Genomic DNA, 25,012 nt, shown 5'->3' with positions numbered 1-25,012 from the left:
ACGGTATGCCGGTGGACAAATGTACAACTCTCAGCGAGGCCGTTGCGGAGCACGTTCGGGACGGCCAGATTGTAGCCATCGAGGGATTCGGTCACCTGGTTCCGGTCGCGGCGGCGCACGAAATAATCCGGCAGGGATTCCGGAACCTGACACTGGCTCGGATGACCGGGGACGTGTTGATCGATCAGCTGCTGGCGGCCGATTGCCTGAAGGCGGTGATCGGTTCGTTCGTCGGAAATAGTTCGGCCGGTTCACTCCACGAACTGCGTCGGCGGGTGGAGAACGCGGACCCGGTTCCGCTTGATCTTGAAGAATATAGCCATGGGGGCATGATCTGCCGGTACCTTGCCGGTGCCTCGAAACTTCCCTTTTATCCGATCAACTCCTACCGGGGGAGCGATCTGGTGACGCTGAACGGCCGGATCCGATCCGTCACCGATCCGTACGACGGGCAGGAAATCCACGTCGTCCCGGCATTGAATCCCGATGTTTCAATAATTCACGCGCAGCGGGCCGATCGGGCAGGCAACATCCAGGCCTGGGGCATTCTCGGAGTGCAGGCCGAAGCTGCCTTCGCCGGGAAGAAGGTCATCGTCACGGTCGAGGAAATCGTGGACGACAGCGTCGTCCGCTCCGACCCGAACCGCACTATCGTTCCTTCCCATGCCGTCGACGCCGTGGTCCACTGTCCGCGGGGCGCGCATCCACATTCGGTCCAAGGCTACTATGACCGCGACGACGGGTTCAGTCGCCGATGGTCCGAGCTCGCCCGCGATCCGCAACGACTGCGCGAATGGGTGCAGACAAACATCCGCGACACCCGGGACCATGGGGAGTATATTGCCCGTCTTGGACCGGATTACTGGGACCGTCTGGAAGTCGAGGCGGCATTTTCCGTTCCGGTCAACTATGGAGGCCGTAAATGAACGTCACGAGATTACCGGAACAGCTCATGGAACAATCATCAGTACACTTACCCGGCCACAAGGCAGAACCTTCCGCATTGGAGGCAACCAGCAGCGAGTTGCTTACCGTCTTGTCCGCCCGTGCGTTGGAAGGAAAGCACGTGGTGTTCGCCGGACACGGGCTTCCCACCCTGGCGGTGTCTCTTGCACAGCAGACACTTTCTCCCGACGTCGAAATTATCTATGAGTCGGGGGTCACCGGGGCGCAGCCGGCAGATCTGCCGCGCAGTATTTCCGATTCGGTCCTCGTCACCGGTGCGGCCGGGGTACTGCCCATGGCGCAGCTTTTCAACTTCGTGCTGCAGGGGCAGCGGGTGGATGTCGGATTCCTGGGTGCGGCTCAGGTGGACAAATATGGCAGCCTGAACTCGAGCCTGATCGGTGAGGACTGGAGATCACCGGTCAGCAAGCTTCCCGGCTCCGGCGGAGCCGTCGAGGCGATGGCCGGTGCCGGCGAGATCTTCGTCGTGATGCGCCGGCACACTCCCCGATCCCTTGTGGAGGAGCTCGATTTCTGCACCACGCCCGGACCTCGTCGGGCGGCGGCGGGCCGCGGCGGCATGATGCCCGCGGGTCTGGGCGTGACCGCCGTCATTACGGATCTGGGCATCATGACGCGTCGGCGTATCGACGAGGAGCTGGTTCTGACCGCTGTCCATCCCGGTGTCAACGTGGATGAGGTCAGGGACGCCACGGGGTGGAACCTGAGGGTCTCAGAGAACCTGATCACTACGGCGCCACCGACAGGCCGCGAGCTGACCCTGCTGCGGGATGTGCTGGATCCGGAGCGGGTGTACCTGCGCTGAGTCCTGATGCGGTATCGGCGATATTCCTGCACTGATAGTGAGGCGGCATCACGCTCAGATCGAAGCCGTATCCCGGCCGCATCGGGCATTTGCAGTTGCTGAGCGGTGGAGAGCTGTTTGGAAAACACTGAGTAATTCATGAGGATCGCAATCAGGTTCGTGATGAGCACGTGTTTCCGGGAACTTCGCAGGTCCAGCATCGGTTGACTGTTTTTCAACTCGATCGGAACCCACAGGGCGAGGCCGATGACCGCAGTTGCGGCCGCTATCATGGTTGGTGCACAGGCACAGGCACAGGCACAGTCCCACGTGCCGCCTTTGGACAGTGCAAGAAGTGCCGCGGTCAGGACAACAATGGAAAGCAGAACGGTGCCTCCGTAGTAAGACCTGCCGGGAGTTCAGATGCAGGATTCCGATATGACCAGAGCAATACCGCGATCAAGACGGTCCCGGCTGCGGCGGCGCTCCACACGATTGACTGCCAGCCGCAGAGCTCGGTAGGCTCTCGTCCTGGGTATCCGGACTCGAATTGCTGGACAGCATGGCACCCCTTCTTCGAAGTCTCATTAACTACTTGCTGATGGGTTGTCGTCTTGGGGATTGGTAAACGCAGCATGCTATCCCAGGATGACATTGTCCAGAATCCTGCTCTGCCCGCCGCAGCTGGGACGGATCTAGGAATCAATGGCTGGACCATATGGCTACTTTGAGATTTTTTGCCCGGTAGGCCTCCGGTGTTCCAATTAGCAGGAATTGAGCAGGACCCGATAGACGTTCATTGGACGGAATGCCCAGTCCATGAGGTCAACTGAATTGGGTCTGCTTCAGCTGCTGTGCATTTCAGTCCCATGTGCCGGTCGGACACCGGGGCTACCGGACGAAGATACGCGGAAAACTCTTCGCCTTCGCGATCCTGCTCGACTAGGTCTGTTGGCCCTGCGGTTTGGTTCGGTGAACTTGCTGGTCCGTGACCCGCGCATTCCCCGCGGCTGCGAGGGCGATACGTTCGATCGGCTTTGCCCATCAGCGCCATGATATTCAGGGGTCTACATCTCGCGTTCCATGTGCTTTTTGTTCAGTACGGACGTTAAACACCACAACCTGGACCTTTAACGGGCCAGGTTGTGGTTCGTAGGGATCAAGCGGTAATGCTCACTTAGTGGTTTCGGAGACCTTCTCTGTCTCCAGTCCGCTGTTTTCTCCGCGCTGATCGACCGGGTCCGTTGCAGGCGTGGAGCCAGAACCGCCGGAAGTCAGAACAGATGCGGGGCGTTTCTTGGCCCGGCCGCCGAAGACCTTGAAGCCAATCATCACCAGGATGGCCGCAAAGATAATGGCGGAGGCCGGGTCGGTGACGAAGATATCCAGGCTTCCCCCCGAAATCAACATCGACTGGCGGAATGACTTTTCTAGGATGGGTCCAAGCACGAATGCCAGGACCAATGGTGCAGGATCAAAGCCGGTCTTGGACATGATCCAACCCAGGACACCGAAGGCCAACACCACCCACATGTCGAAGGAGCTGTTGTTGATGGAATACACGCCGATCAGCACGATCAGCAGCGAGAAAGCCACCAAGATTCCTTGGCGTACGCGGAGCATCTGGATGAAGACCCCCACCAACGGGACATTGAGAATCAGGAGCATCAAGTTTCCGACATACATCGACGCGATCACGCCCCAGAACAGGCCGGAATGTTCGGTCATCAGCTGCGGTCCCGGGGTGATGCCGTGCATCAGGAGAGCACCGAAAATCATGGCCAGGACGACGTTGGAAGGGATTCCCAGTACGAGTAGTGGGATGAACGCCGAGGAGGAGGAGGCGTTGTTCGCCGTTTCCGGTCCGGCCACGCCTTCGATTGCTCCCTTGCCGAAGCGTGAGGGGTCCTTGGCGAGCTTCTTTTCCGTGGCGTACGAGGCCAGGGAGGAGATGACGCCGCCGCCACCGGGCAGGATTCCGATGAAGAACCCCAAGATGGAGCCACGGCCGATGGCCCCGGCTGATTCCTTCATGTCCTTGCGCGAAGGCCAGATGTTCCTGATCTTGGTCTTGATGACCTGTGCTTTTTCCGTCTGTTCCAGGGTCTTGATCAATTCGGCGACACCGAATAGGCCCATGGCTACGGCGACGAAGTCCAGCCCGCCGAGCAGGGGAACCTGGCCAAAGGTGAATCGTGCCGATCCATCGATGGGATCCTGTCCCACGGTGGCAAGCAAGAGACCCACGGCGGCCATGCAGATGCTCTTGATGGCCGAGCCGCTGCCCAGAGAAGTGACCAGGAAAAGCCCCATGATCATCAAGGCGACAAAAGCCGATGGTCCCATGGAAAGAGCGATGTTGGCCAGCATTGGGGCCATGAACGTGAGTCCGATGATGGCGACGGTGCCACCAATGAACGAGCCAATGGCGGCGATTCCAAGCGCGGTGCCGGCGCGTCCCTGTTTGGTCATTTGGTAGCCGTCAAAGGTCGTGACTACCGAGGCTGCCTCACCGGGTAGCCGCAAGAGAACTGAGGTGATGGTTCCGCCATACATTGATCCGTAGTAGATGCCTGCCAACATGATGATGGAGGCGGTGGGATCCATGGTGTAGGTAATCGGGAGCAACAAGGCAATGGTCGCCGTGGGGCCGAGGCCCGGAAGCACGCCGATGGCGGTTCCGATGACCACGCCGATGAAAACGAATAGCAGATTCGTGGGATCGAAGGCAATGGCAAAGCCATTGCCGAGGTTGCTCAGGGTATCCATGAACAGGGTCCGTTCTAAAGGAAGAGGCCGAGAAGAAGATCTCTAGGAAAGGGGACGCCCAGGAGGCTGTCGAAAATGATGTAAAGCGCCAGTGGACCCATAAGCGACAAGATGATCGTCGTCCTCAAGGACTCCCGACCATAGACACGCAACCAGAGAAGCAGCATCAACACGGCCGGCATGAAAAAACCGACCAGGTTGAAGAGAACGACGAAGGCGCACAAGCTGCCCACACCGGTGGCCACGCCAATGCTCTTGGTGGTCCACGCTTCCAGAGGTTCCTTGCCTGGCAAGGCGATGATGACGATCGAACTGAGAACGATCGTTAGGGCGGTAACCAGTGGCCAGAGACCGGGTCCGGGATGTTGCAAGGTTCCCAATTCGAGCCTGATTGATCCCACTGTGGCCAAGATGCCAAGTGCAAACAACACCAGGGGCGCTATTCTGCGCCCGGTAATCCTACGTCCGGCTCGATCCGTGCGTTTCAGCGGTACGTCTTGTAGCGCTGTCACTGGAGAAGAGACCATGGTTTCTCCTTAACTGTGGTCGACCGAGCCGGCCGACGAGAGTGTACTTGCTGGGGTTTGCGTCTACTACTTGGAGAGAATCGGTGCGTAGCGGGTTTCCATGTCTGCGAAGACCTGGGCTGTGCCGGCTCCATCGGTGAATTCATTGGGTACGAAGCGATCACCGATCTGCTTGATGACATCTTCATCAGTCAGGCAGGTTTCTACTCCGGCTTCGATCTTCGAGGCAATTTCCTCGGGGAGATCCTTGGGGGCAAAAAGCCCATACACCGAGGTTGTTTTGACGTCGTAGCCGGCCTCAACGGTGGTCGGAACGTCCGGGTAAGCCTCGGACCTTACCTCTCCTGCGGCTGCAAGTGGCACGAGAGCCCCGGCTTTCACCTGGGACTCCACATCCACGTGGTCGTTGATGAAGCCGGCGTCGATGTGACCACCCAACAGGTTGGTGATCATTTCGGTGCTTCCCGAGGTGGGTACCAGCGCGAACTCAATGCCGGTGTCTTGTTGCAGTCGCTTGAGTTCAATGGCCAGCGAGCTGGTGGCTCCCGGGACTCCGATGGAAACTGTTCCGGGGTTGGCCTTGGCAGCTTCAAAGAGTGATTCAATGTCCTTGTATTCCGAGGTCTTGGAAACTGTGAAAAGAGTCGGAATCTCTGCCATGGTCCCAAGTGGCCGGAAATCTTCGCGGGTGTATGCCAGGTCGTTGCTCATCGGGTTGAGCACCAAGGGCCCGTTGGTGCTCAGGCCCACGGTGTATCCGTCTGGCTTGGCGCTGGCAACCTTTTGCATGGCCACGGCACCGGCACCGCTTTCTTGGTTTTCCACCACGAAGGTGCCACCGAGCTGTTCCCCGAGGCAAGCACCGTAGGAGCGTGCGGTGGTGTCGGAAGGCCCGCCCGCTGCATACGGCATCATGAAGGTGACCGGCTTTGACGGGTAATCCTCCGTGGATGCCGCCGAGGGGCTGGAGCATGCGGCCATCGAAAGCGCTATGCCGGCGATCCCCAGACCTGCCGCGACGGTTTGAAAGCGTTTCTTGATCATGCTGTCCTCAGTTCGATGTTGGAATTGTGAGAGTTCAATCCGTAAGGAGTGCTCTATCAGTTATAGATGATTGTGATTCGAAGCACAACCGGAAGGCGGAAGATTTTTAGGAACTCAGGGAAGCCAATGCGGCTTCCCAGGCTGTGACGCTGCGCCCGGCCCTGCGGGCCATGAATCTGTCCCACAGGGGCCCGGTCGACAACCAGCGCAGGGGGTCAAAGATTGCCAGCGCGCCGGGAATGAAGACCTTGCGCTTGCGGTGCTCCATCGCCCCTACCAAGTGACGGGCGCATTCCTCGGTCGAGGACACCACACTGAAGGGCCACGGCAGTGATCGGCTTTCAGCGCCCCGCGCGCCGCTTCCGCTGATCATCCCGGTGCTGACCCATGCAGGATGCGCCACGCCCACCGCTACGCCCTTGTGCGCGAGCTCCAGGCGCAAGGCCCCTCCGAATGCCTCCACGCCGGCCTTGGAGGCAGCATAGGCATTGGCGCGCGGCACGTTCTTCAGTGCCGCTGCCGAGCTCATCAACAGCACGTACCCCTGCGATCTGGTGACTTCTTCGAGGCAGGCCTTGACCGTGCGCATGACACCGCAGAGGTTGATGTCGATGATGCGCGTCAACGCGTCGATGTCCGATGCGGCAACAGTCGATGCACTGCCGATGCCGGCACAGGCAAAGACCACATCGATGGCGCCGAAGTGCTCGACGGTTCGCGCGACGGCGTCTTGGAGCGAGGAATAGTCGCCCACATCGGCCACGATTCCCAGATGGTCCCCGGGAAGCCGATCCACGATAGCCTCCAGCGTGGACCGTTCGCGGTCAACCAGTGCCGTCTTGGCGCCGAGCCGGGCGAGTTCCTCGACTGTGGCCAGAGCGATCCCGCCGGCGGCCCCGGTGATGAACACGACCTTGCCCGCAAGCGACTCCGGGCGGCCCTTGGACGAGAGGAATGTGCCGCTCATCCCATGTACGACCCGCCGTTGACGTCCACGGTCACCCCGGTGACAAAGCCGTTGTCCGAGGCCGCCAGGTACTGCACGGCCTGGGCGACGTCATTGGCGATGCCCAGCCGGCCCACCGGGATGCGGCTCAGGTACGCGCTGTTCACCTCCTCGGAGACACTTCCGACCATGCCCACACCGATGCGTCCCGGGGCGATCGCGTTGACCGTGATGCCGTCGGGAGCCAACTCCCGGGCGAAGTAACGCGTGACTCCGAGCAGGCCGGTCTTGGTTGCGGCATAGTGGACTCCGCCCAGGCGACCGCCGTCCCGGCCGGCCAGGGATGACATGTTGATGATGCGACCGAACTTGGCCTGCTTCATCAAGGGGGCCAGCGCCTGGATGCCCAGGAAGGGTCCGGTGAGGTTAACTTCCAAAACACGGGCCCATTCCTCGTAGGGGACCTCAACGCCGGGGATACGCTCGCCGTCGCGCTTCGGGGAAATTCCGGCGTTGTTCACCAGAATGATTTCCTTGGCCCCGCTCGTGACGGTCTCGGTGGCGATCTGCGTCCACGAGGCGGGATCGGTGACGTCCCCCTCGATGGTGCGCAGTTGATCGGTGTCGGTTCCGAGGTTGGAGCGCAGGGCGGAAAGCGCTTCGGCCACCGCGTCGACGGCAATGACCGTATCCCCGGTGGCCAGGAATGACTCGACAATTCCCTGGCCGATTCCGCCTGCCGCGCCGGTGACGACGACGCAGCGCGCGGGTGTAGTGGTGATGCTCAAGATGTGCTCCTTGGACGTTGGAAGTCGTGGTCCACCAGATACTCTTTCATGGTGTTTTGCTAGTGGGCTTCTGCCAGAACGGGTTCAGGCAGCGAGAGGTTCGTCTGCTCCAGGTATGGTTCCGGAGTGAATACCGAATTCACTTGGCGGAAGGTGTAGGCAGGCTCGGGCCAGAGCGTCGTCAGCCGGCCATTGCGAGAATCGACATACCAACTTTTGCACCCGCCCTCGAGCCATACCGTTCCCTCGGCCAACCTATCGACCTCATCCATGAAGGCCTCTTCCGCTTCCTCGCTCACTTCCAGTGCGACCAGCCCCTGGCCTTCGCGGTAGTTCAGTGCCTGCATGATGTAGTCGATCTGGGATTCGGCAATGTACACCGCTGAATTGTGTCCCAGGCCGGTGTTCGGCCCGTTGATGATCCAGAGGTTCGGGAAGCCGTGTACGGCACTGGTGGCGTAGGCCTGCATGCCGGTGGCCCACTGCTCGCTCAGCGGTTTCCCTTCTCGGCCGTGGAGCAGGTAGGCGATCGGCAGGTCGGTGGCCTCGAAGCCGGTGCAGGCGATGATGACATCCAACTCGTGTTCCTGCCCCGATGCGGTGCGGATGCCGGTGGCCGTGACCTCTGCAATGCCATCGGTTTCCAGTTCGACATGGCCCAACAGGAAGGTGGGGTAGTAGTCGCTGGACTTGAGCACGCGCTTGCACCCGAAGGTGTAGTCCGGGGTCAGTTTCTCGCGCAAAACGGGATCCTGGATTTCGCGATGTAAGTGGTCAAGTGCGACCTGCGCCGCGGCCGACACCAGGGATGGGGTGTTGCGTCGTTGGGCGTAGCGTTCCTCGTTGGCCCAGAACATTTCCTCGCGCAGTTCCTGCATCGCTTCGGGCCGCTTGCGGAACAACCCCTTTTCGGCGTCCGTGTAGGCGCGGTCCGGGCGCGGGGTGACATACGGCGCCGAGCGTTGGAAAGACACAACCGCTGATGCCACCTTCGCGATTTCCGGGAGGACCTGGATGGCCGTTGCCCCCGATCCGATGATGCCCACCCGCTTGCCCGTCAGGTCGACCTCGTCGTTCCATTGTGCCGAGTGGAAGAGCTCCCCGGTGAAGTCACCGATTCCGGCGATGTTGGGGAACTTCGGTTCCGAAAGGTGACCCACCGCCGTCACGAGATTCTTCGCAAAATACTCGACGCCGCCGGCGCTTACCCGCCAGCGGCCCGCCATTTCATCCCAGCGGGCATCGGTTACCTCGGCGTCGAAGACAATGCGCTCCAGCAGGCCCTCTTCCTTGGCCACGCCGCGCATGTAGTCCAGGATCTCCCGCTGCGGCGCAAAGGTGTGTGACCATTCCGGGTTGGGGCGGAAGGAAAATGAATAGAGGTGTGAGGGGACATCGCAGGCCGCACCCGGATAGTGGTTGTCGCGCCAGGTGCCCCCGACATCCTTCCCCCGTTCCAGGATAAGAAAAGAGTGCTTGGCTTCGCGTGCCAGTTTCGTGCCCATGCCCAGTCCGCCAAAACCGGCACCGATAATGATGACATCAACACTTGAAACGCGCGATTTCGTGTTTGTTTCCACGTGATTCTCCAATTTGTTCGTTGCGTGCTTGGTGGTGAATTAGACGAAGATGGGATCGTGCACCAGGCCCGCCGGTGTTGCCCGGGGATCCGTGATGAATTCGTTGACAATCTGAAATAGCTGGGCGGGCCGTTCGTGAACGATGGCGTGTCCGCTGTCGATCGTCGCGTACCGGGCATCGGGAATCGCCCCGTAGAGCAACTGTGTTTGGCGGGCGGGAACCATGGCGTCGTGGCGTCCGGCAATGACCAGGGTCGGCGCACCAATGGAGCCAAGCACATCGCCGATATCCGCGATGCGGTTCAGTTCCATCTGCTGTGAGATTCCCTCGGGGAATACCCTGCTGGAAACCAACTGCTCCACCTCGCCCTTGCTGCGTCCGGCCAGGAAGGGCGGGCCGAAGGCCGTAAAGGTGACGAACTCGCGAAGCAGCTCGTGGTCCGTGGCAAACAGCTTGTCCCAAATGCCGTTGCGCAGCAGCTGTTGGTTGTCCGCAGAGATCCAGCCGGCCACCAGGCTCAGGCTTCGAACCAGCTCCGGATGGCTTGCGGCAAGCACCGAGGCCGCGAGCGCCCCGAGGGAATAGCCGAGCAGATGCACGGGGCTACCGGGGACCTGCTTCTGGATGACGGCCGCGGCCTGTGCGGCATAGCATTCCAGGGTCAGTCCCGCCGCGGGCGTCTGCAGGTCTAGCGCCAGCACCCGGTAGCGCGCGGCCAACATCGGATAGAGGGTCCGAAAATGCGTCGCCGCACTGCCGCCTGTGCCATGAACTAGGACGATGGTTTCCCGAGTGTCCTGCGGTGCAAGGGTGTCGTAGAAGGGGACTGCAAGCCCGGCGACCTGGACGGTGCCCTCATGAGCGTCTGGATGAATTTTCAAGTCTTTCGTCCTTAGTCGGTGTCGTCGATAGCGAGTGACATGCCGCGATGCGGCACAATGGCCAGAGATTTCCGGATGAGCGGATAAAATCTTGATAGTGCACTCCGTGCGGATTAGACTCCCATAAAAGCACATTCGTGACATGAAGCACAATCCCATGAAAGGCCACCAGTGAAAATATCCGGTGCAGTTCTTGAATCATCCGGCGCCAGCCGCCCCTACGCGCGGTCGCGCCCACTGCAGATCTGCGAACTCGATCTCGCCGACCCGGGGCCAAGTGAGGTGCTTATCCGAATCGAGGCTGCGGGTATCTGCCACTCCGACCTCTCGGTGGTCAATGGCGACCGGCCTCGACCGCTACCTATGCTGTTGGGGCATGAGGCTGCAGGAATCGTGGAAGGGATCGGGTCGGATGTATCCGACCTCAAGGTCGGGGATCGAGTCGTCACGGTGTTCCTGCCGCGCTGCGAGGAATGCGCAAACTGCAAGACGGACGGCAAGCTACCGTGCAGCACAGGTACCGCGGCCAATGGCACCGGCTCATTGTTGAGCGGCACCCGCGCCATCAGCCGCAACGGGGAGGAGATCCTGCATCACCTCGGGGTGTCGGGCTTCGCCACCCATGCAGTGCTGGATCGAAACTCCGTGGTCCCCGTTGGTCTCGACGTTCCGCCGGCCGTGGCCGCAGTTCTCGGATGTGCGGTTCTGACCGGTGGCGGCGCGGTACTGAATGCCGGGAAACCCCAACAAGGTCAAGACATCATCATCGTTGGGCTAGGTGGAGTCGGAATGGCGGCGCTGTTGACGGCGCGTGCCATCGTCTCGACGTGGAACACTCCGGGGAGAATTATCGGAGTGGACGCCAATCCGGACAAACTCTCGCTTGCCCGCGAGTTGGGGGCAACGGACGCATATACGCCCACCGAGATCGAAGACCTGGGCATTAAGGCGCAGGTCGTGATCGAGGCCGCCGGACATCCACGCGCCTTCGAAACCGCAGTGAGGATCACCGCCGCCGGCGGCACCACCGTGACCGTGGGCTTACCTGCACCCGGCGCACACTCATCGATCGAACCGCTTGGTCTGACTGCCGAGGCGCGGACCATCGTGGGTTCGTATCTCGGATCTGCCGTGCCAAGCCGAGACATACCTCGCTACGAACAATTGTGGCGAGAGGGCAAATTACCTGTGGAAAAGCTAACCTCTTCAGTGATCACGTTGGATAAGATCAATGAAGCCATGGATGCACTGGCAGAGGGAAACGCCGTGCGGCAAATCATTTCCTTTGAGCAGCCGTAGTGTCCAATATGGATTCGATGTCCCAATGCGGGCACAAGCTCCAAGCGCAAAGGAAGTACTGCCAGTGATGGAAACCATGGCTCTGGCCAGCGAATCCGCGGACGAAGCACACCTGGGACTTCGCGAGCGATCGCGCCTAGAGCGCTTTCGGAGAATCCGCGCAGCCGCCGAGGAGCTCTTCAACGAGCGAGGCTACGAACAAACCACGACCAAGGAAGTGGCCGAACGCGCCGGCGTGGGGGAAGCAACCCTATTCCGATACGTAACCACCAAACATGAACTGCTGCTCTTGGTCATCGGCGAAAGCATGAACCAGGCGATCGACGCGATTGAGGCCGCCGATCAGCTCAGCGCCCCAAGTTCCCGCACAGCCGCGGACTACATCGCCCGCGTATATGCGGTCTTCGAGGAGCGCGCAAAGTTCTTCCGCGCCGACCCCGACAACGTCACCAGCTACCTCCACTACGGATTTCGGGCAGGAACCCAGCTCGGAGCGCAAAGCATTGCCCAAGGCGACCGAATCATCGGGCTGGTTTCATCCATCCTGGATTCTGCCTCGTCCGCGGGGTTCTTCAGGCCGGACGTGGAATCGCGCGTGGTAGCCCAAAACTGCAATGCCACCTACATCCACGAAGTCCTAAGATCCCCGGTACGCCAATTTTCACCAGACGGCTTTTGGGAACGGCTTCAAAAACGTCTACGTGTTCAAATCGAGCCTCTCTTCAGCAATTCCTAGTCGCTCAGCTTAGGATTGCGTTCTCCCGCACCAGCCTAGAATGTTCCGCCCTTAGGACTGGTATTTGGGTGCGCACTACTGCCAGCGTCTCATGATCATTGCCATGCAACCAGCAATGGATTTCCACGGGCTGGCTCCAAAACGTTTTGGATGTCGCTATGGGGATCGGCTTGCGAGACCAGTCAAGACTGACCATTCCGGAAGAGTCTTCTGAATCGACCGATTCACCCAAGGACCTCCACAAAATGCTGGAACCAGCAAAGATGCGATCGACCGAGGCCGTTGATTGCTGGGTTATCACTTGTGGCTCCGACGTCAGTTCAGGATGAGAGTACGAGGAACAGCTGAAGCAGCAGCCGCCAGCCGACCCTCATCCAGCCCTTCCTTTCGAAGCGCCGAAACCAGCTCCTGCAACGCCTGGGGCGGGTAAGGGCTATTTGGCTGTCCAGCGTCCGAGGCCAAGACCAACTTGTCGCCTGCGGCCTTTGCGATCCGAGCCAAGTAGCCCGCGGTCATGCCGGGTTGATGCCACATTTGGAAGGCGGTGATCTCCACGAATGCCCCGCGTTCAGCCAATTCCGCTATCTCGCTGACGCTCATCCCGGGCACCGTGTAGGAGGGGTGTGTGAGCAGGAAACGCTTGATGCCGCGTTTTTGCGCTTGCTCCAAGAGCCAAACGCACTCCGCGGTGCTCACATGTCCGGTGCACAGCACGGCGTCGTATTCAGCGATGAGATCCAACACCAGGGAAATATCGCTTGCCTGCCGAGCGTTCGGCTCGAGCACCGGGGGTACCGAGAGAACGGTGCGGTCAAGCCTAGGATCCAGATCGCTCAGCCGCGGCAGCGCCGCGGTCTCCTGGGTATGGGAATCGGCAGTCGGAAACCACACCGCCCTTCCACCACTTTCCAATGCCGAAACGACGGCTGCCGGGTTCACGCCGCCGGCCGGCCTGTTGAGTGCGATACCCCCGACAACGTCCAACCCCGAGGACCTGGCAAGTGATGCGGCCCTGCCGACGGTCGATTCGTGGTGAGCTTTGAGCACAAATCCGGAAAATCCGGCCTTGGCGTACTCCCTGCAAATGTCATCGTCGTTGCCGATTCTCCCGATCACGTCTGGAGCGGCATGAACGTGTACATCAAACACTCGAAGTGCTTCCTTTCTTGTTCCTGGAACTCGCGGTCTGGCCGTTGAGGCCGTTGACGACCACGTCGTGGCGGGATTCTGCCAGCACAGGCGACTGTGCTCGAAGCGCGCGCAGTGCCTTGAGATCAAGCGTTGCCTGGAGGGTTTCCTCGGTTGCACCGGCTTGAACCAGAATCTTTCCGTCTGGCCCAACGACCCGGGAACGCCCCCAGAACGTTGCGCCACTGTCGGTTCCGCAACGGTTGATGAAGACCACATAGCATTGGAGCAGAAGTGCCGTGTGTTCGAGAATCACCTGCCACGTCCGTTGCACGAGATCGGCATTCGCTCCCTCGATGCTTGCCACAGGCACGATCAACACCTCGGCCCCGGTTTGTGCGGCCAACCAGGGGATGGACGGATGCCACATGTCGTTGCAAATCACAGTGGCGCACCTGGCGCCTTGGATTTGGGTTGAAACCACCGCATCCCCGGATTCGAAGGACAAGTGCTCATTCCATGGCGCGTAGGAGACCGGGTGTATTTTGTGTTGCACACGGTGCTCTCCATCCCCGGCAATCGCGTACGCGTTGTACGGCAGCCTCAACTCGGACTCGGCAGCGAATCCAAGCCCTATCGGCGTTCGACTGCTGAGCAGACTCGCCAGACGATTGTCGCCCAGGTGCAGGGGTCGGTAATCCAAGTCGGCACCAAACCCAAAGCCATTAATCGCCAATTCTGGCGTCAAGATTATGTCCACGCCCTCTAACTGCCCCTTGAGTTCCTCGATCCGTCGAATGTTCGACTCTACTTCGCCGAATTTTGGAGCGGTTTGCAGGATCCCGACGCGCAGCTCGTCGATAGGAGACTGCGTCATTTGAGCTTGTTTTTCGTCAGCCATGAATCAGCCACTTCCACGGGGGTCTTGCCAGAGATATCCATTTCAGCATTGAGGTTTTGCAATTCAGTCGTCGTCAACAGTGCACTGACGGGTTCAAAAAGCACCTCTATTTCGGGGTTCTCATCGAGCTTCTCGGTCCTGATGTTCAATGAAAGATTGTAGGGCGGGAAGTACCCCTTGTCGTCTTCGAGCACAGTCAGCCCCAAAGCGGCAATTCGACCATCAGTTGCAAACACTTCACCGAAATTGCAGGGGTTGCCCAAGTCGATGGCGTTGTAAATTGCCCCGTCGGCCAATTCGGCAACGCTGTCGCGGGGAAGGTCAATGCCGTATGCATCCTTCAGCCCCGGCCATCCGTCATCACGGCCCAGGAATTCTGCGGCCCCGCAAAATGTTGCACTTCCCGGATCCGAGTTGGCCAGTTTTGCGTAGTCCGAAACCGTGGCTATGCCCAATTCCTGCGCTTTTTCTGACCTGATTGCGACAGCGTAGGTATTGTTGGCGGCCGCTGGCGACAACCACTCGATCCCGTTCTTCCGGTCCGCTACGCTGAGCTCCTGATACATCTGCTCCGGGTCGGTGATCGTCTCGCTCTTTTGGAGGTGGGTTAACCAGCCCGATCCCGTATATTCCCAATACATGTCCACAGCACCGCTGGTCAGCGCCGAGCGAACAGCGCTTGAACCGCTCATGCCGCATGTCCTTTGGACACTTGCTCCCTGGGATTCCAGTCGCTGGGCGGTGATTTCGCACAACAACAGCTGTTCCGTGAAGTTCTTCGACGCAACGTTGATTGTCATGCCGCTCAACGGGCCATCGAGGACCTTGCCAACGGCTTGACCGGGGGGATTGCCGAACAAAGCACAGCCGCTGAGTGACAGCGTTCCCAACAGACCCAGCGCAATTGCGCTCTTACGCATTTTCATTCTTTCGCTTCTTCCGGACACGTTAGATTCCCTTCGGGCGCAGGCGTTGCTCAGCGATGCCAGCGAGCCAATCAACGATGAGCGCAAGACATATGGTGAGGACGCTGCCCACAATCAAAACCGGCATGCGGTTAAGCGAGATTCCCGCGGAAATGATCGAACCCAGGCCACCGGCATTGGTGAATGTTGCCAGTGTTGCCACTCCAACATTGAGTATGAGGGCAACTCGGATGCCGGCTAACATGACGGGGATCGATAGTGGGAGCTCGATGGCGAAGAGCATCTCCCGGGTACTCATCCCCATTCCGCGGCCAGCGTCGATTATTGCCGGATCCACCTGATTGATGCCCACCATGGTGTTGCGGAGCACCGGCAACAGGGCATAGGCCACCAAAGCGATCACAGCCATCCAGAAACCAACACCGAAGATCATCGCCAGCAGCACCAGGATTCCGATGGAGGGAACAGCCTGTCCGGCATTTGCCATAGCCAGGATCATGGAACTGATGCCCTTTGCCCCGGGTCGGGTCAGCAGGATCCCCAATGGAACCCCAATGGCGATGGTCAGGACTGTTGAAACCGCCACGAGCTGGGTGTGTTCCCACAGCGAGCGAAAGATGACTTCGGGCGCCAGGCTTCGAATCTCACTCGAATCAAGATCGACGGATCCGATGTAAACCATAGTGCTTGCCACGAGCAAGGCGACAACGGCTGGAATGACCCAACGGGTTGAACGCCTGATGCTGGAGACTCCGACTTTCTCTATGACCATGGAACTCATGACGGCACCGCGCTCTGTTGCGCGGCAGCGGTAAGCAGTCCCTGGATATCGATCGTGCGCGTGTCGCCATTTACAAACCTGACGGTTGCCCCTTCGGCGCCGCCGGCCAGCACACGTTCCAACGCCCTGTGAACGCTCTCCTCCGGGTTCACGTCAACGGTGCGCAGGAGGCTATTGGCTTCAGGCGATGAGTGTCCAATGACCTCGTGTACCTTTAGCAGCGAAAGGCGTCGGACCGAGGCCCCGGTTCCCACAAAATCCCGTACGAAATCGTCGGCGGGATTGCTGAGGATCTCAAGCGGGGTGTCGAACTGTGCCAAGCGCGACCCAACATCGAAGATCGCGATTCTGTCGCCGAGCCTCAGGGCTTCGTCGATGTCGTGGGTGACCATGACGATCGTTTTGCGGATCTTTTTCTGCAATCGCAGGAATTCCAGTTGGAGTTTTTCCCGCGCAATGGGGTCAACGGCACCGAAAGGTTCATCCATGAGCATGATCGGCGGGTCGGCGGCCAGCGCGCGCGCCACACCGACTCGTTGTTGCTGGCCTCCCGAAAGCTGCTTGGGGTATCGGTCCGCGTAGATGGACGGATCCAACCCGACGAGCTCGAGCAGCTCCTCGGCACGGTCGCGGCGGCTGCGCTTGGATGCACCAAGGAGCTTGGGAACCAGCGCAACGTTTTCGGCAATCGTTAGGTGGGGCAGCAATCCAATCTGCTGGATGACATAGCCGATCCCTCGGCGCAATTGGTCCGGGTCGATGTGGGTGACGTCTTGGCCCTCAATCCAGATTTTCCCCGCGGTTGGTTCCACCAACCTGTTGATCATGCGCAGGGTGGTTGTCTTTCCGCAGCCCGAGGGGCCGACCAAAACGACGAATTCGCCTCGTTTGATTTCCATCGAGAGACCGGACACTGCGTCGCTGCCCTGGTTCTGATAGCGCTTGGACACACCTTCTAAATAGATCATGGTGTCGGACTTGTTTCCTGGATATTCAGACATTTAATCCTCGCACGGTGGTGAATTTTGCTATCAAGATGAACAGGAGATCCAGAACGAGGGCGACGAGCACAATTCCGATCACTCCCGCGAGAGCTTCGTTCAGGGCGTTGGCTCCGCCGATACGGGTTAGCCCCCGGAAGATTAGGTCTCCCAAGCCCGGACCACGGACTACGGCACCGATGGCGGCTGTTGCCACCAACATGATGGTCGCGGTTCGCATGCCGTTGAGAATCACCGGCCAAGCCAGCGGCAGGACGACGGTCCTGATGCGTTCACTGCGTCCCATGCCATTCCCCCGGGCTGCGTCAACTACCGCGGGATCCACACTCTCGATGCCGGTCACGGTGTTTCTGAGAATTGGGAAAATGCCGTAAACAACTAGTGCCGCAATCGTCGGTGCAACGCCCAATCCCAGCAACGGAATCATCAAGGCAAACAGGGCAAACGAAGGAACTGTCAGCATCGTTCCGGTGACAGAAAGCAGGGCGTGCCGCACCCGAGGCATGGATTCCGTGCCCAAAGCGAGACCAACCCCCAACACGGCGGAAATTGCCACACTCAGCAGCACCAGTTCGGCATGCTGCTGCGCAAGGAACAGCAGCCTGGCCGAATTTTCGGTCAGATATTCCAAGAACACGGTGCCCCCCTATTCGATGTCAGAAGCGTCATCGGCCCCTTCATAAGGAGTGGACCTGGCTCAAGTCGGGAATTCTCGATTATGGCCGGTACCCCAGCCCCAAAAAATGGCATGGCAGGATGTTGCATGTAAACTCCTGGTCGTTTTTTCTAGTGCAGGGAAGGAATTGGATGTATCGGCCCGTGAGGAAACCCGACAGCTTCAATTGGAACTATTGGGCCCCAGGGAAAGCGCATGTTGAAGGTTGCGAACGGTTGAGAGCAAATGCCTGGAGAAAATCTCTATGTGCGGCTCAATCCGCGTCGCCGGCCCCGAAACGTTTACAGCCGCCGTGATCCGACCGGAATAGTCGCGCACCGGGGCGCCGATTCCCAACAGTTCTGGATCGAAAATCCTGTTGGCCAACGTATAGCCCTTCAGTCTGGCTTGCTGGACCTGCCCCAGGAATTCTTGTGCTTCGCGCTTGCCAATCCCAGCTTGCGTGCCTCTGACAATGTCGATGATGTGGTCGTCCTCGTGGTCGAGAAGCAGCGCCATTCCGCTGGAACTCCTGCTGACGGGCACTGTACGGCCAACCCACCCCGAAGCTTCGATTGAACGGCGGGAGCTTTCTGAATGCACCGTCAGGACCTCGCCGTCGCTCAGAACCGACATATATGTCCGTTCGCGTACAAGCTCAGTTAGCCGGAACATGAAGGGCGCACCGATCTTTTTGAGTCGTTGGCCCCCCGCCTTTTGGGCCAAGACAAACAGTCGCCAGCTCAGCTCGTATCGGCCTTCCGGATCCCGGGCGATCAGCCCGGTCTCCAAAAGACTCTTGAGTTGCCGCGAGACGACGGACTTATCTCGTTCCATCACGCGGGAGACATCAGCAACAGTCATACCGTCGGGGAACTGTGCTGCATCCGCAGAGCCAATCGCCTCAAGAATCGCCATAACCCGAGCCGCGCTACTCTGTGTCTGCTTCATTTTCATCCCCAGATACTAGGTGTGTGATGTGATCTTCGCAACACAGTGTTGCTAAAAGAACATCTCGACATGAATTCCTAGGCTGAAACGCCGCGTACCGATCCGGAGCTCTGCACAAATGCCTGCGCGAAGAACTCGTTGAGGCGTTCGCACAGCTCGATGAAGACGGGGTGGTCGACGTACATGAAATCGTTGTGTCGGCCATCGATGCTGTAAATCGTTTTCGGCATTACCGCCGCCTCGTAGAGGCCCTCGGCTTCTGCGTACGGGTGCAGGGCATTGTTGGTGCCGTGCCCGATAAACAGCGGAGTGCCGCCTAGGTTCGCAACGTGTTTTTCCACGTTCAGGTCCAGGATTGATTCCGTGAACTGGATCCGCGTCGGGTGCCCGAATCCGTAGACCTGTGCGAGTTCCTTCTGCACGTAATCGTCGGTTGCCGGGTCCAGGGGGTAGTGCTCGAAGGTGTCGGCAAGTCGCGACTCGCCTTCCAGCACGCGCTGGATGCGGTCCTCTCGAACATCTTGCAGTAGCTTGGTCCATTCGGCCTCCGAGTGGATGGACTCAAGCCAGCGCTCGCCCTTGTAGAAGCCGTTCAGGGACGCCACCGCCGCAACGTTTTGTGCCTTTTCCGCGGCGAGAACCACGTTAGCGGCACCCATGCCCCATCCGATGAGTCCGATCTGCGCATCATCGACATCCTGCTGAGTCTGCAGGAACGTAATGGCGTTGCGGATATCGACTGCTTGCTCTTCGATCAGGACTCGGCCCTTGGGGCCTTCACTGTCGGCCATGCCGCGGTAGTCGAACCCCAGGCAAATGTAGCCGTGCTGCGTCATCAGCTCGGCAAACATCTTCGGGTAGAACTCATTGAATCCCTGGTATCCCGAGTTGATGATCAGCGCTGGCCGCGGCTCGGGGCCCGAAACATTGTCGGGGTAGTACAGCGTGGCCTGAAGTCGACTGCCTTCGCTAAAGAACGTCGTTTGCTTTTCAATCATGTTTTCCTCCGTCGAAAACGCTGTCCCCAACACATCGGCTGGTGCGCAATTTGGTGTCCGTGACCATCCCGAGCCGCAATGTGTCTTGCGTCTCAATCACAAAAACAACTATCGACGTGATTTGCAATAACTGCAATCAACCGTTGCAATAAACGCATCGATTCATTTTGGGCCAGAACTCAGCAACGGTCCTTGTTGGTCGACCGGAGTACTAATAGCAGTCGGTGAGTTCCAGCCACAGGGCTTCGGGATCCACCGCGAAATTCTGTCCTTCGACGGCTTGGGCTACCAAAAGTCGACCGGTAGTGGAGAGGTGTTCTCTCATTGCCGTTGCGGCCGCTGTTTTGTCGCCTGCCGTGATGGCTTCGATGATGGGCGAGTGCTCGGCGATGATGTCATTCATCGTGCGTTGTTTGCCCGCTGTCGAGACTCCCAGTAAACGGGTCGCCACACGTAGCCTATTGACGATCTCGCGTCCTCGGTTGGAGCGGGCAGCACCCAGGATCAAATCGTGTAGTTCCTGGTCAAGGGCGAAGAAATCGTCCTCTGAACCCATGGAAGCGGCGGCGCACATCTTCTCTTCCAGCAAAGCGAACCGTTCGACCAGCTCGTCGGTGCGCGCGGCCGCGGCCCGTGCCGCGGCCGGAACCTCCAGCGCCAAGCGCAACGAGAAGATTTCAGCCACGTCGTACGGGCTTGTGGGGATGACGCGAAATCCACGATTGCGGGAGAACTCGATCAGTCCCGCTTCCTCCAGACGCAAGAGCCCATCACGCACGGGGGACCGGGAAATATTCAACGACTGCGCAAGTTGGTAGACGCTGTAAAGCTTGCCCACTTCGAGGTCCCCGGAAACTACGGCGGTGCGCACAAAATCCATGACCTGCTCGGTCAAGGTTGCACCGCGATTCGGCAGTGAAGGGGAATCGGAACTAGTCATTTCCTGATTATCTCACCTTGACTGGTCTGGACGTTCGACATTCCGATATCGACATAATCGGAATGCACGTAACATGTTACTCTGGTTTCACCCGTCCTAAGAGAGGCCTTTGTCATGGAACTTCTTCCGCTGACGTCACCCGCCACCCCTGCAGAAACCAACATTCGATCGCGTTTGCGCACGGACATGACAGCCCGCGCCGCATACGTCTCGGACGCCTCCATCTTCCGCCGGCTGCCGGCGGCCATTCTCGAGGTCCGCAGCGAGAAGGACATTGCTGAGGCGATTGCCTACGCTGCGGCCGAGGGGATGAGTGTGACCAGCCGAGGTGGCGGCACTTCGGTGGCGGGCAATGCCATCGGCGAGGGTCTGGTCCTTGACACCTCGCGGTACTTCAACCGGATCCTGGAGATCGATCCGGTTGCCCAGACTGCCCGTATCCAGCCCGGGGTGATTTGCGATCAATTGCGCGACGCGGCAGCCGAGTTCGGCCTCACCTATGGCCCGGATCCCTCTACGCACAGCCGTTGCACCGTCGGTGGCATGGTTGCGAACAATGCCTGCGGATCGCACTCGTTGGCCTGGGGTACCGCGGCGGATAACGTCGAATCGGTCAGGGTCATGCTCTCCGACGGATCAACCGTCACTCTCGGCTCCACCGGCACAGACAACCACCAGCTCAATGTCGAATTGAAGAAGCTACGTGATGGGAACCTTGCCCCGCTGCGCACCGAGCTTGGCCGCTTCCCGCGCCAGGTCTCCGGCTACGGCCTGCATTACCTGCTGCCGGAAAACGGGTTCAACACGGCCCGAGCCTTCGCCGGCACCGAAGGCACCTGCGGCGTGATCACCGAACTCACTGTCAAGCTTGTGAAAAAGCCCAAGGCCACAGCGCTTGTAGTGCTTGCCTTTGAAACCGTCTTCGACGCGGCAGCCGCTGCAGCGACCATGCGCCGTCCGGGCATCACCACTGCTGAGGGCATGGGCGGTGATTTGCTCGATGCGCTGCGTTCACGTCCCGGACAAGAACTTGCCGGCTCCGAACTTCCCGGCATGGCCGGAGGGTACGCCAACGGCGTGGAAAAGGCCGGCGGCTGGCTCTACTGCGAAACTGCGGGGCGCACACCCGTAGAGGCCCAAGCTATCGCCGACGCCTTGGCCGTCGAATACTTGGACGCCGACTCCGTTGCCGCGATTGATGCGGTGGTCGTCGCCGATCCCGGAGCCGTCCGGACCCTGTGGCGCATCCGCGAGGCCTCGGCCGGAATCGTCACCCGATTGCCCGATGGCGGGGAGGCCTGGCCGTCCTGGGAGGACTCGGCCGTGCCGCCCGAGCACCTGGCGGACTACCTGCGTGACCTCTACGCGCTGATGGCCGAGCACGGCCTGCGTGGCATTCCCTTCGGCCATTTCGGCGAGGGCTGCGTGCACGTGCGTATTTCCTTCACCCTGGGCACCGAGGAAGGCCTGGCAGTTTTCCGCTCCTTTATGGAAGCCGCCGCCGAAACCGTCGCCCGCTACGGTGGATCGCTCTCCGGCGAACACGGCGACGGGCGTGCCCGGTCCGAATTGCTGGACCGCATCTACAGCCCCGAGGTGCTTGACGCCTTCAAGGGCTTCAAGAAGATCTTCGACCCCACCGGCATCTTTAACCCCGGAGTGCTTATCGACCCTGAGAAGATCGATGACCGGCTACGCCCCGGGCCAGGGCAACGCAAACACGAACTATTGCCGGTGCATGTTCTCACTCGAGATAAGGGTTCGCTGGTCAACGGCGTGAACCGCTGCGTCGGTGTGGGAGCCTGTCGTTCCGCCGAGGGGGCTATGTGCCCATCCTTCCAAGCCACCGGCGACGAGGTGCACTCCACCCGCGGCCGCGCTCGAGTGCTCTCCGAAATGTTCCGCGGCGAATCCCTTCCCTCGGCCTACAAGTCCGAAGAAGTCAAGGAAGCCCTGGACCTGTGCCTCTCCTGCAAGGCGTGTGCCTCCGAATGCCCGGTCAACGTGGACATGGCCACGTACAAATCCGAGTTCCTGCACAGGTTCTACGAAAAGCGCCTACGCCCCATGGCCCACTACACCATGGGCTGGCTACCGGTGCTCACCAGAATCCTGCACTCGATCCCGGGGGCTGCAAATGCCACCAATGCGCTCCTACGCTTCAAACCAATGGAAATGCTGGTCAAGAAGCTCGGTGGCATCGAACCAACCCGCAACATGATCGCATTTGCGCCGGAGTCCCTGCAGGCGTGGTCCAGGAAGCGAGGCAGTGCCCCTTCAAGCCCGGACAAGACCGTGGTGCTTTGGCCCGACTCCTTCAACAACCACCTGGACACCGGCCCCGGCAAGGCAGCCGTCGAAGTGCTCGAGGCCCTGGGATACACGGTTGTCATCCCTGACGGATTCGTCTGCTGCGGACTCACATGGCACTCCACTGGACAACTGGATGCGGCCCGCAAGGTCATTCGTCACACGCTCAAAGTCATGGAACCGCTGCTAGATGCCGGTTACCCGGTCATCGGACTGGAACCATCCTGCACCGTGATGCTGGGACACGAGATCACCGAACTCGTACCGAACGACCCGCGTGCCGCTGCGCTGGCCGCAGCGATGGTGCCATTCGGTGAACTGGTGGCCAAACACGTGCCGGTCGACGGGAAACCGAGTGCGGCATGGCCTTTCGGCACACTCAATGTTGGTGCCGTCTCCCAAGTGCACTGCCACGAACGCTCCCAAGGCGACCACTTACCATCTTCCAAGGTGTTGGCCGCTGTTGGCATTAACGAACGCGAGATCGAGACGGGCTGCTGCGGACTGGCAGGTAACTGGGGCTTCGAACCCGGGCACGCCGAGCTCTCCCGTTCCCTCGGCGAACGCGAGCTCTTCCCAGCGATCCGCGGACGTGCCGAGGGAGATTTCGTGCTGGCTGACGGGTTCTCCTGTCGAACCCAGATTTCCGAGGGCACTGACGCCTCGGGAATGCACCTGGCACAGGTACTTGTCGCTGCGCGGTTGAATGACCTAGAGCCACAGACCCCGTCTTTGCACGAGGCATCATAGGATTTGCACCTACCCCTGCCCTCTGCGAAGGGACCCGCTGTCCGGCAGTGGGTGATGGCGAACGGGGGCCGAACACATATTGTTCGGCCCCCGTTGTTTGATGCTTCAGTGTCTGGGCTGGGTCTTGCCCGCGGCATTGGGCATGCTAGAGCTTTCATCTCAGGCACCGTCGATCGCTGATCCCGGTTCCCGCCAACGCCCGGGATGCCCGCGGGAAACCCCCGAGGGATTCGGGCCTATGGGACCGATGACCCGACCTGAAACTATGTCCACAGCATGGAAGGACACCGGGAGTTGTGTTTCGTCAACTCTAAGTAGGCCATTCCAGCGCTAAGAAGTTGCAAGGGAGCTGGGGGATTCTTGGGGGAGCCCTCTTTCAGGGGCCGGGGCTTGCCGAGCGGGGGATCGTGTGGGCAAACCCCGGCCGTACTCTCGACCACGGTGCCGTACTTTTTCATCCTGGGATGTAAGGGTCGGTGGGGATGCATCGAGCTACTCGCCGACGTCTTTGCAAAAATGCACCGGGCTGAGCCAGCCATTCGCGTGCTCACGGCCGCTGACGCCGACCGGCGCCGTGCGTGCGGCTCCGTAAAGCTGACCCGTAGGCGTGGGCGGACGGGAGAGACCACGCGAAGCCCTAGGGTTTTCATCCGTTCTTGCCCTTGGTGGCGATTCTGATGATCCCTGACTTGGCGAGGCGGATGAGTTTTGGTGCGGCTCCGTACTTGAGGTCGATGTGGGTAAGCAACAAGCATCAGCACGCCCGGCGATGCCGAGGGCGGCTACCCTTGGGAAAGTAGCCGCCGGGGAAACTTGAGTGCCAAATGCCTCTTGGGGGGAAACATTTGGCGGGGTGCCCTGATGCTGACCAACTTGGGGTTAAGTCTGGGGGACTGGCATCGTCCTGGCGTGCTGGAAGTGATGCCCGGAAACGCCACTCGCCTGGCGTTCTTGGTGTCGGCTATTCTGCCGAGGTTCTACTGACTGTATGGACAGGGAGGGGAACCGCGTATTGGACTCTTGACTATACATAGTGAGGCAACCTCCCGAGTCCGGTCCCGAAAGTTGCGATTCCTCACCAAGAGGTAATCCATGGGGGAAATGACGGTTATGGGCAAAGGTGATCAAAGGCCCGCCTCCGGAGGGCTATTGGTTCTGGGTCGGGGCTACCAGCGACGACGGCTACGGCCGGATCACCTTGAACCAAGACGGAAATCCCAGAGCGGCACACGACGAGGGATCCATGCATGCATGCATGCATGGATGGAAATAATGCAGACAACCCGCAAGAAATGCAATAGCCAAACGTGAAAACAGTTGTCGCAAGCTGAAACCACGGCAGCGCGCGTC

Annotated in this window: 21 protein-coding genes; 5 read left to right on the top strand and 16 right to left on the bottom strand. The window is 59.8% G+C overall.

From position 1 onward, the window contains the following. Positions 1 to 5: 5 nt before the first annotated feature. Both Q2T94_RS07900 and Q2T94_RS07895 read left to right on the top strand, forming a co-directional pair. A complete protein-coding gene (locus Q2T94_RS07900; RefSeq protein WP_302263576.1) occupies positions 6 to 926 on the top strand; it encodes a CoA transferase subunit A in 921 nt (306 codons plus the stop codon). Next, a complete protein-coding gene (locus Q2T94_RS07895) occupies positions 923 to 1,771 on the top strand; it encodes a CoA-transferase subunit beta (RefSeq protein WP_302263575.1) in 849 nt (282 codons plus the stop codon). Before Q2T94_RS07900 ends, Q2T94_RS07895 begins: the two co-directional genes overlap by 4 nt. Before the next feature lie 1,152 nt (positions 1,772 to 2,923). Here Q2T94_RS07895 and Q2T94_RS07890 read toward each other — a convergent pair. From Q2T94_RS07890 to Q2T94_RS07860, 7 genes are all read right to left on the bottom strand, one after another. Further along, complete coding sequence (locus Q2T94_RS07890) at positions 2,924 to 4,519, bottom strand: tripartite tricarboxylate transporter permease (RefSeq protein ID WP_302263574.1); 1,596 nt, start codon at positions 4,517 to 4,519, stop codon at positions 2,924 to 2,926. Positions 4,520 to 4,533: 14 nt separating this feature from the next. Continuing rightward, positions 4,534 to 5,046 carry a tripartite tricarboxylate transporter TctB family protein gene (locus tag Q2T94_RS07885; RefSeq protein WP_302263573.1) on the bottom strand — a complete coding sequence of 171 codons (513 nt, stop codon included), beginning with the start codon at positions 5,044 to 5,046 and terminating at the stop codon, positions 4,534 to 4,536. Between the two features lie 66 nt (positions 5,047 to 5,112). Continuing rightward, complete coding sequence (locus tag Q2T94_RS07880) at positions 5,113 to 6,090, bottom strand: tripartite tricarboxylate transporter substrate binding protein (protein ID WP_302263572.1); 978 nt, start codon at positions 6,088 to 6,090, stop codon at positions 5,113 to 5,115. A 106-nt stretch (positions 6,091 to 6,196) separates the two neighbouring features. Then, the gene (locus tag Q2T94_RS07875; protein ID WP_302263571.1) at positions 6,197 to 7,057 is read right to left on the bottom strand and encodes an SDR family NAD(P)-dependent oxidoreductase; all 861 of its coding nucleotides are present in this window, start codon (positions 7,055 to 7,057) and stop codon (positions 6,197 to 6,199) included. Next, positions 7,054 to 7,824 carry an SDR family NAD(P)-dependent oxidoreductase gene (locus Q2T94_RS07870; protein WP_302263570.1) on the bottom strand — a complete coding sequence of 257 codons (771 nt, stop codon included), beginning with the start codon at positions 7,822 to 7,824 and terminating at the stop codon, positions 7,054 to 7,056. Before Q2T94_RS07870 ends, Q2T94_RS07875 begins: the two co-directional genes overlap by 4 nt. A 59-nt stretch (positions 7,825 to 7,883) precedes the next feature. Then, complete coding sequence (locus Q2T94_RS07865; protein ID WP_302263569.1) at positions 7,884 to 9,404, bottom strand: flavin-containing monooxygenase; 1,521 nt, start codon at positions 9,402 to 9,404, stop codon at positions 7,884 to 7,886. A gap of 39 nt (positions 9,405 to 9,443) precedes the next feature. After that, the gene (locus Q2T94_RS07860) at positions 9,444 to 10,286 is read right to left on the bottom strand and encodes an alpha/beta fold hydrolase (RefSeq protein ID WP_302263568.1); all 843 of its coding nucleotides are present in this window, start codon (positions 10,284 to 10,286) and stop codon (positions 9,444 to 9,446) included. Between the two features lie 171 nt (positions 10,287 to 10,457). Here Q2T94_RS07860 and Q2T94_RS07855 point away from each other — a divergent pair, with 171 nt between their 5' ends. Next, positions 10,458 to 11,585, top strand: coding sequence for an alcohol dehydrogenase catalytic domain-containing protein (locus Q2T94_RS07855; RefSeq protein WP_302263567.1), 1,128 nt, complete (start codon positions 10,458 to 10,460; stop codon positions 11,583 to 11,585). Between the two features lie 67 nt (positions 11,586 to 11,652). Further along, the gene (locus Q2T94_RS07850; protein ID WP_302266379.1) at positions 11,653 to 12,321 is read left to right on the top strand and encodes a TetR/AcrR family transcriptional regulator; all 669 of its coding nucleotides are present in this window, start codon (positions 11,653 to 11,655) and stop codon (positions 12,319 to 12,321) included. Positions 12,322 to 12,636: 315 nt separating this feature from the next. Here the strand turns inward: Q2T94_RS07850 and Q2T94_RS07845 are convergent, their stop codons facing one another. From Q2T94_RS07845 to Q2T94_RS07805, 9 genes are all read right to left on the bottom strand, one after another. Beyond that, on the bottom strand, positions 12,637 to 13,470 hold the full coding sequence (locus Q2T94_RS07845) for a DUF6282 family protein (RefSeq protein ID WP_302263566.1): 834 nt from the start codon (positions 13,468 to 13,470) through the stop codon (positions 12,637 to 12,639). Continuing rightward, the gene (locus Q2T94_RS07840) at positions 13,463 to 14,350 is read right to left on the bottom strand and encodes a carbon-nitrogen hydrolase family protein (RefSeq protein WP_302263565.1); all 888 of its coding nucleotides are present in this window, start codon (positions 14,348 to 14,350) and stop codon (positions 13,463 to 13,465) included. The genes Q2T94_RS07845 and Q2T94_RS07840 overlap by 8 nt, the downstream gene beginning before the upstream one ends. Then, positions 14,323 to 15,276, bottom strand: a complete 954-nt coding sequence (locus Q2T94_RS07835) for a glycine betaine ABC transporter substrate-binding protein (RefSeq protein WP_302263564.1) — start codon at positions 15,274 to 15,276, stop codon at positions 14,323 to 14,325. Before Q2T94_RS07835 ends, Q2T94_RS07840 begins: the two co-directional genes overlap by 28 nt. Positions 15,277 to 15,298: 22 nt before the next feature. Beyond that, positions 15,299 to 16,057 carry an ABC transporter permease gene (locus Q2T94_RS07830; protein WP_302263563.1) on the bottom strand — a complete coding sequence of 253 codons (759 nt, stop codon included), beginning with the start codon at positions 16,055 to 16,057 and terminating at the stop codon, positions 15,299 to 15,301. After that, positions 16,054 to 17,058, bottom strand: coding sequence for an ABC transporter ATP-binding protein (locus Q2T94_RS07825; RefSeq protein ID WP_302263562.1), 1,005 nt, complete (start codon positions 17,056 to 17,058; stop codon positions 16,054 to 16,056). The genes Q2T94_RS07830 and Q2T94_RS07825 overlap by 4 nt, the downstream gene beginning before the upstream one ends. Then, on the bottom strand, positions 17,051 to 17,689 hold the full coding sequence (locus Q2T94_RS07820) for an ABC transporter permease (RefSeq protein ID WP_302263561.1): 639 nt from the start codon (positions 17,687 to 17,689) through the stop codon (positions 17,051 to 17,053). Before Q2T94_RS07820 ends, Q2T94_RS07825 begins: the two co-directional genes overlap by 8 nt. A gap of 207 nt (positions 17,690 to 17,896) precedes the next feature. After that, complete coding sequence (locus Q2T94_RS07815) at positions 17,897 to 18,670, bottom strand: IclR family transcriptional regulator (protein WP_302263560.1); 774 nt, start codon at positions 18,668 to 18,670, stop codon at positions 17,897 to 17,899. 71 nt (positions 18,671 to 18,741) lie between these two features. Then, positions 18,742 to 19,662, bottom strand: coding sequence for an alpha/beta hydrolase (locus Q2T94_RS07810; RefSeq protein WP_302263559.1), 921 nt, complete (start codon positions 19,660 to 19,662; stop codon positions 18,742 to 18,744). A gap of 211 nt (positions 19,663 to 19,873) precedes the next feature. Then, on the bottom strand, positions 19,874 to 20,557 hold the full coding sequence (locus Q2T94_RS07805) for a GntR family transcriptional regulator (protein ID WP_302263558.1): 684 nt from the start codon (positions 20,555 to 20,557) through the stop codon (positions 19,874 to 19,876). Positions 20,558 to 20,716: 159 nt separating this feature from the next. Here Q2T94_RS07805 and Q2T94_RS07800 point away from each other — a divergent pair, with 159 nt between their 5' ends. Continuing rightward, entirely contained in the window at positions 20,717 to 23,662 is a 2,946-nt protein-coding gene (locus tag Q2T94_RS07800; protein WP_302263557.1) for an FAD-binding and (Fe-S)-binding domain-containing protein, read from the top strand. Positions 23,663 to 25,012 lie beyond the last annotated feature (1,350 nt).

The organism is Paeniglutamicibacter sulfureus (assembly GCF_030512175.1).
Lineage (GTDB): Bacteria > Actinomycetota > Actinomycetes > Actinomycetales > Micrococcaceae > Paeniglutamicibacter > Paeniglutamicibacter sulfureus.
This window is presented reverse-complemented; position numbering and strand designations above follow the sequence as displayed.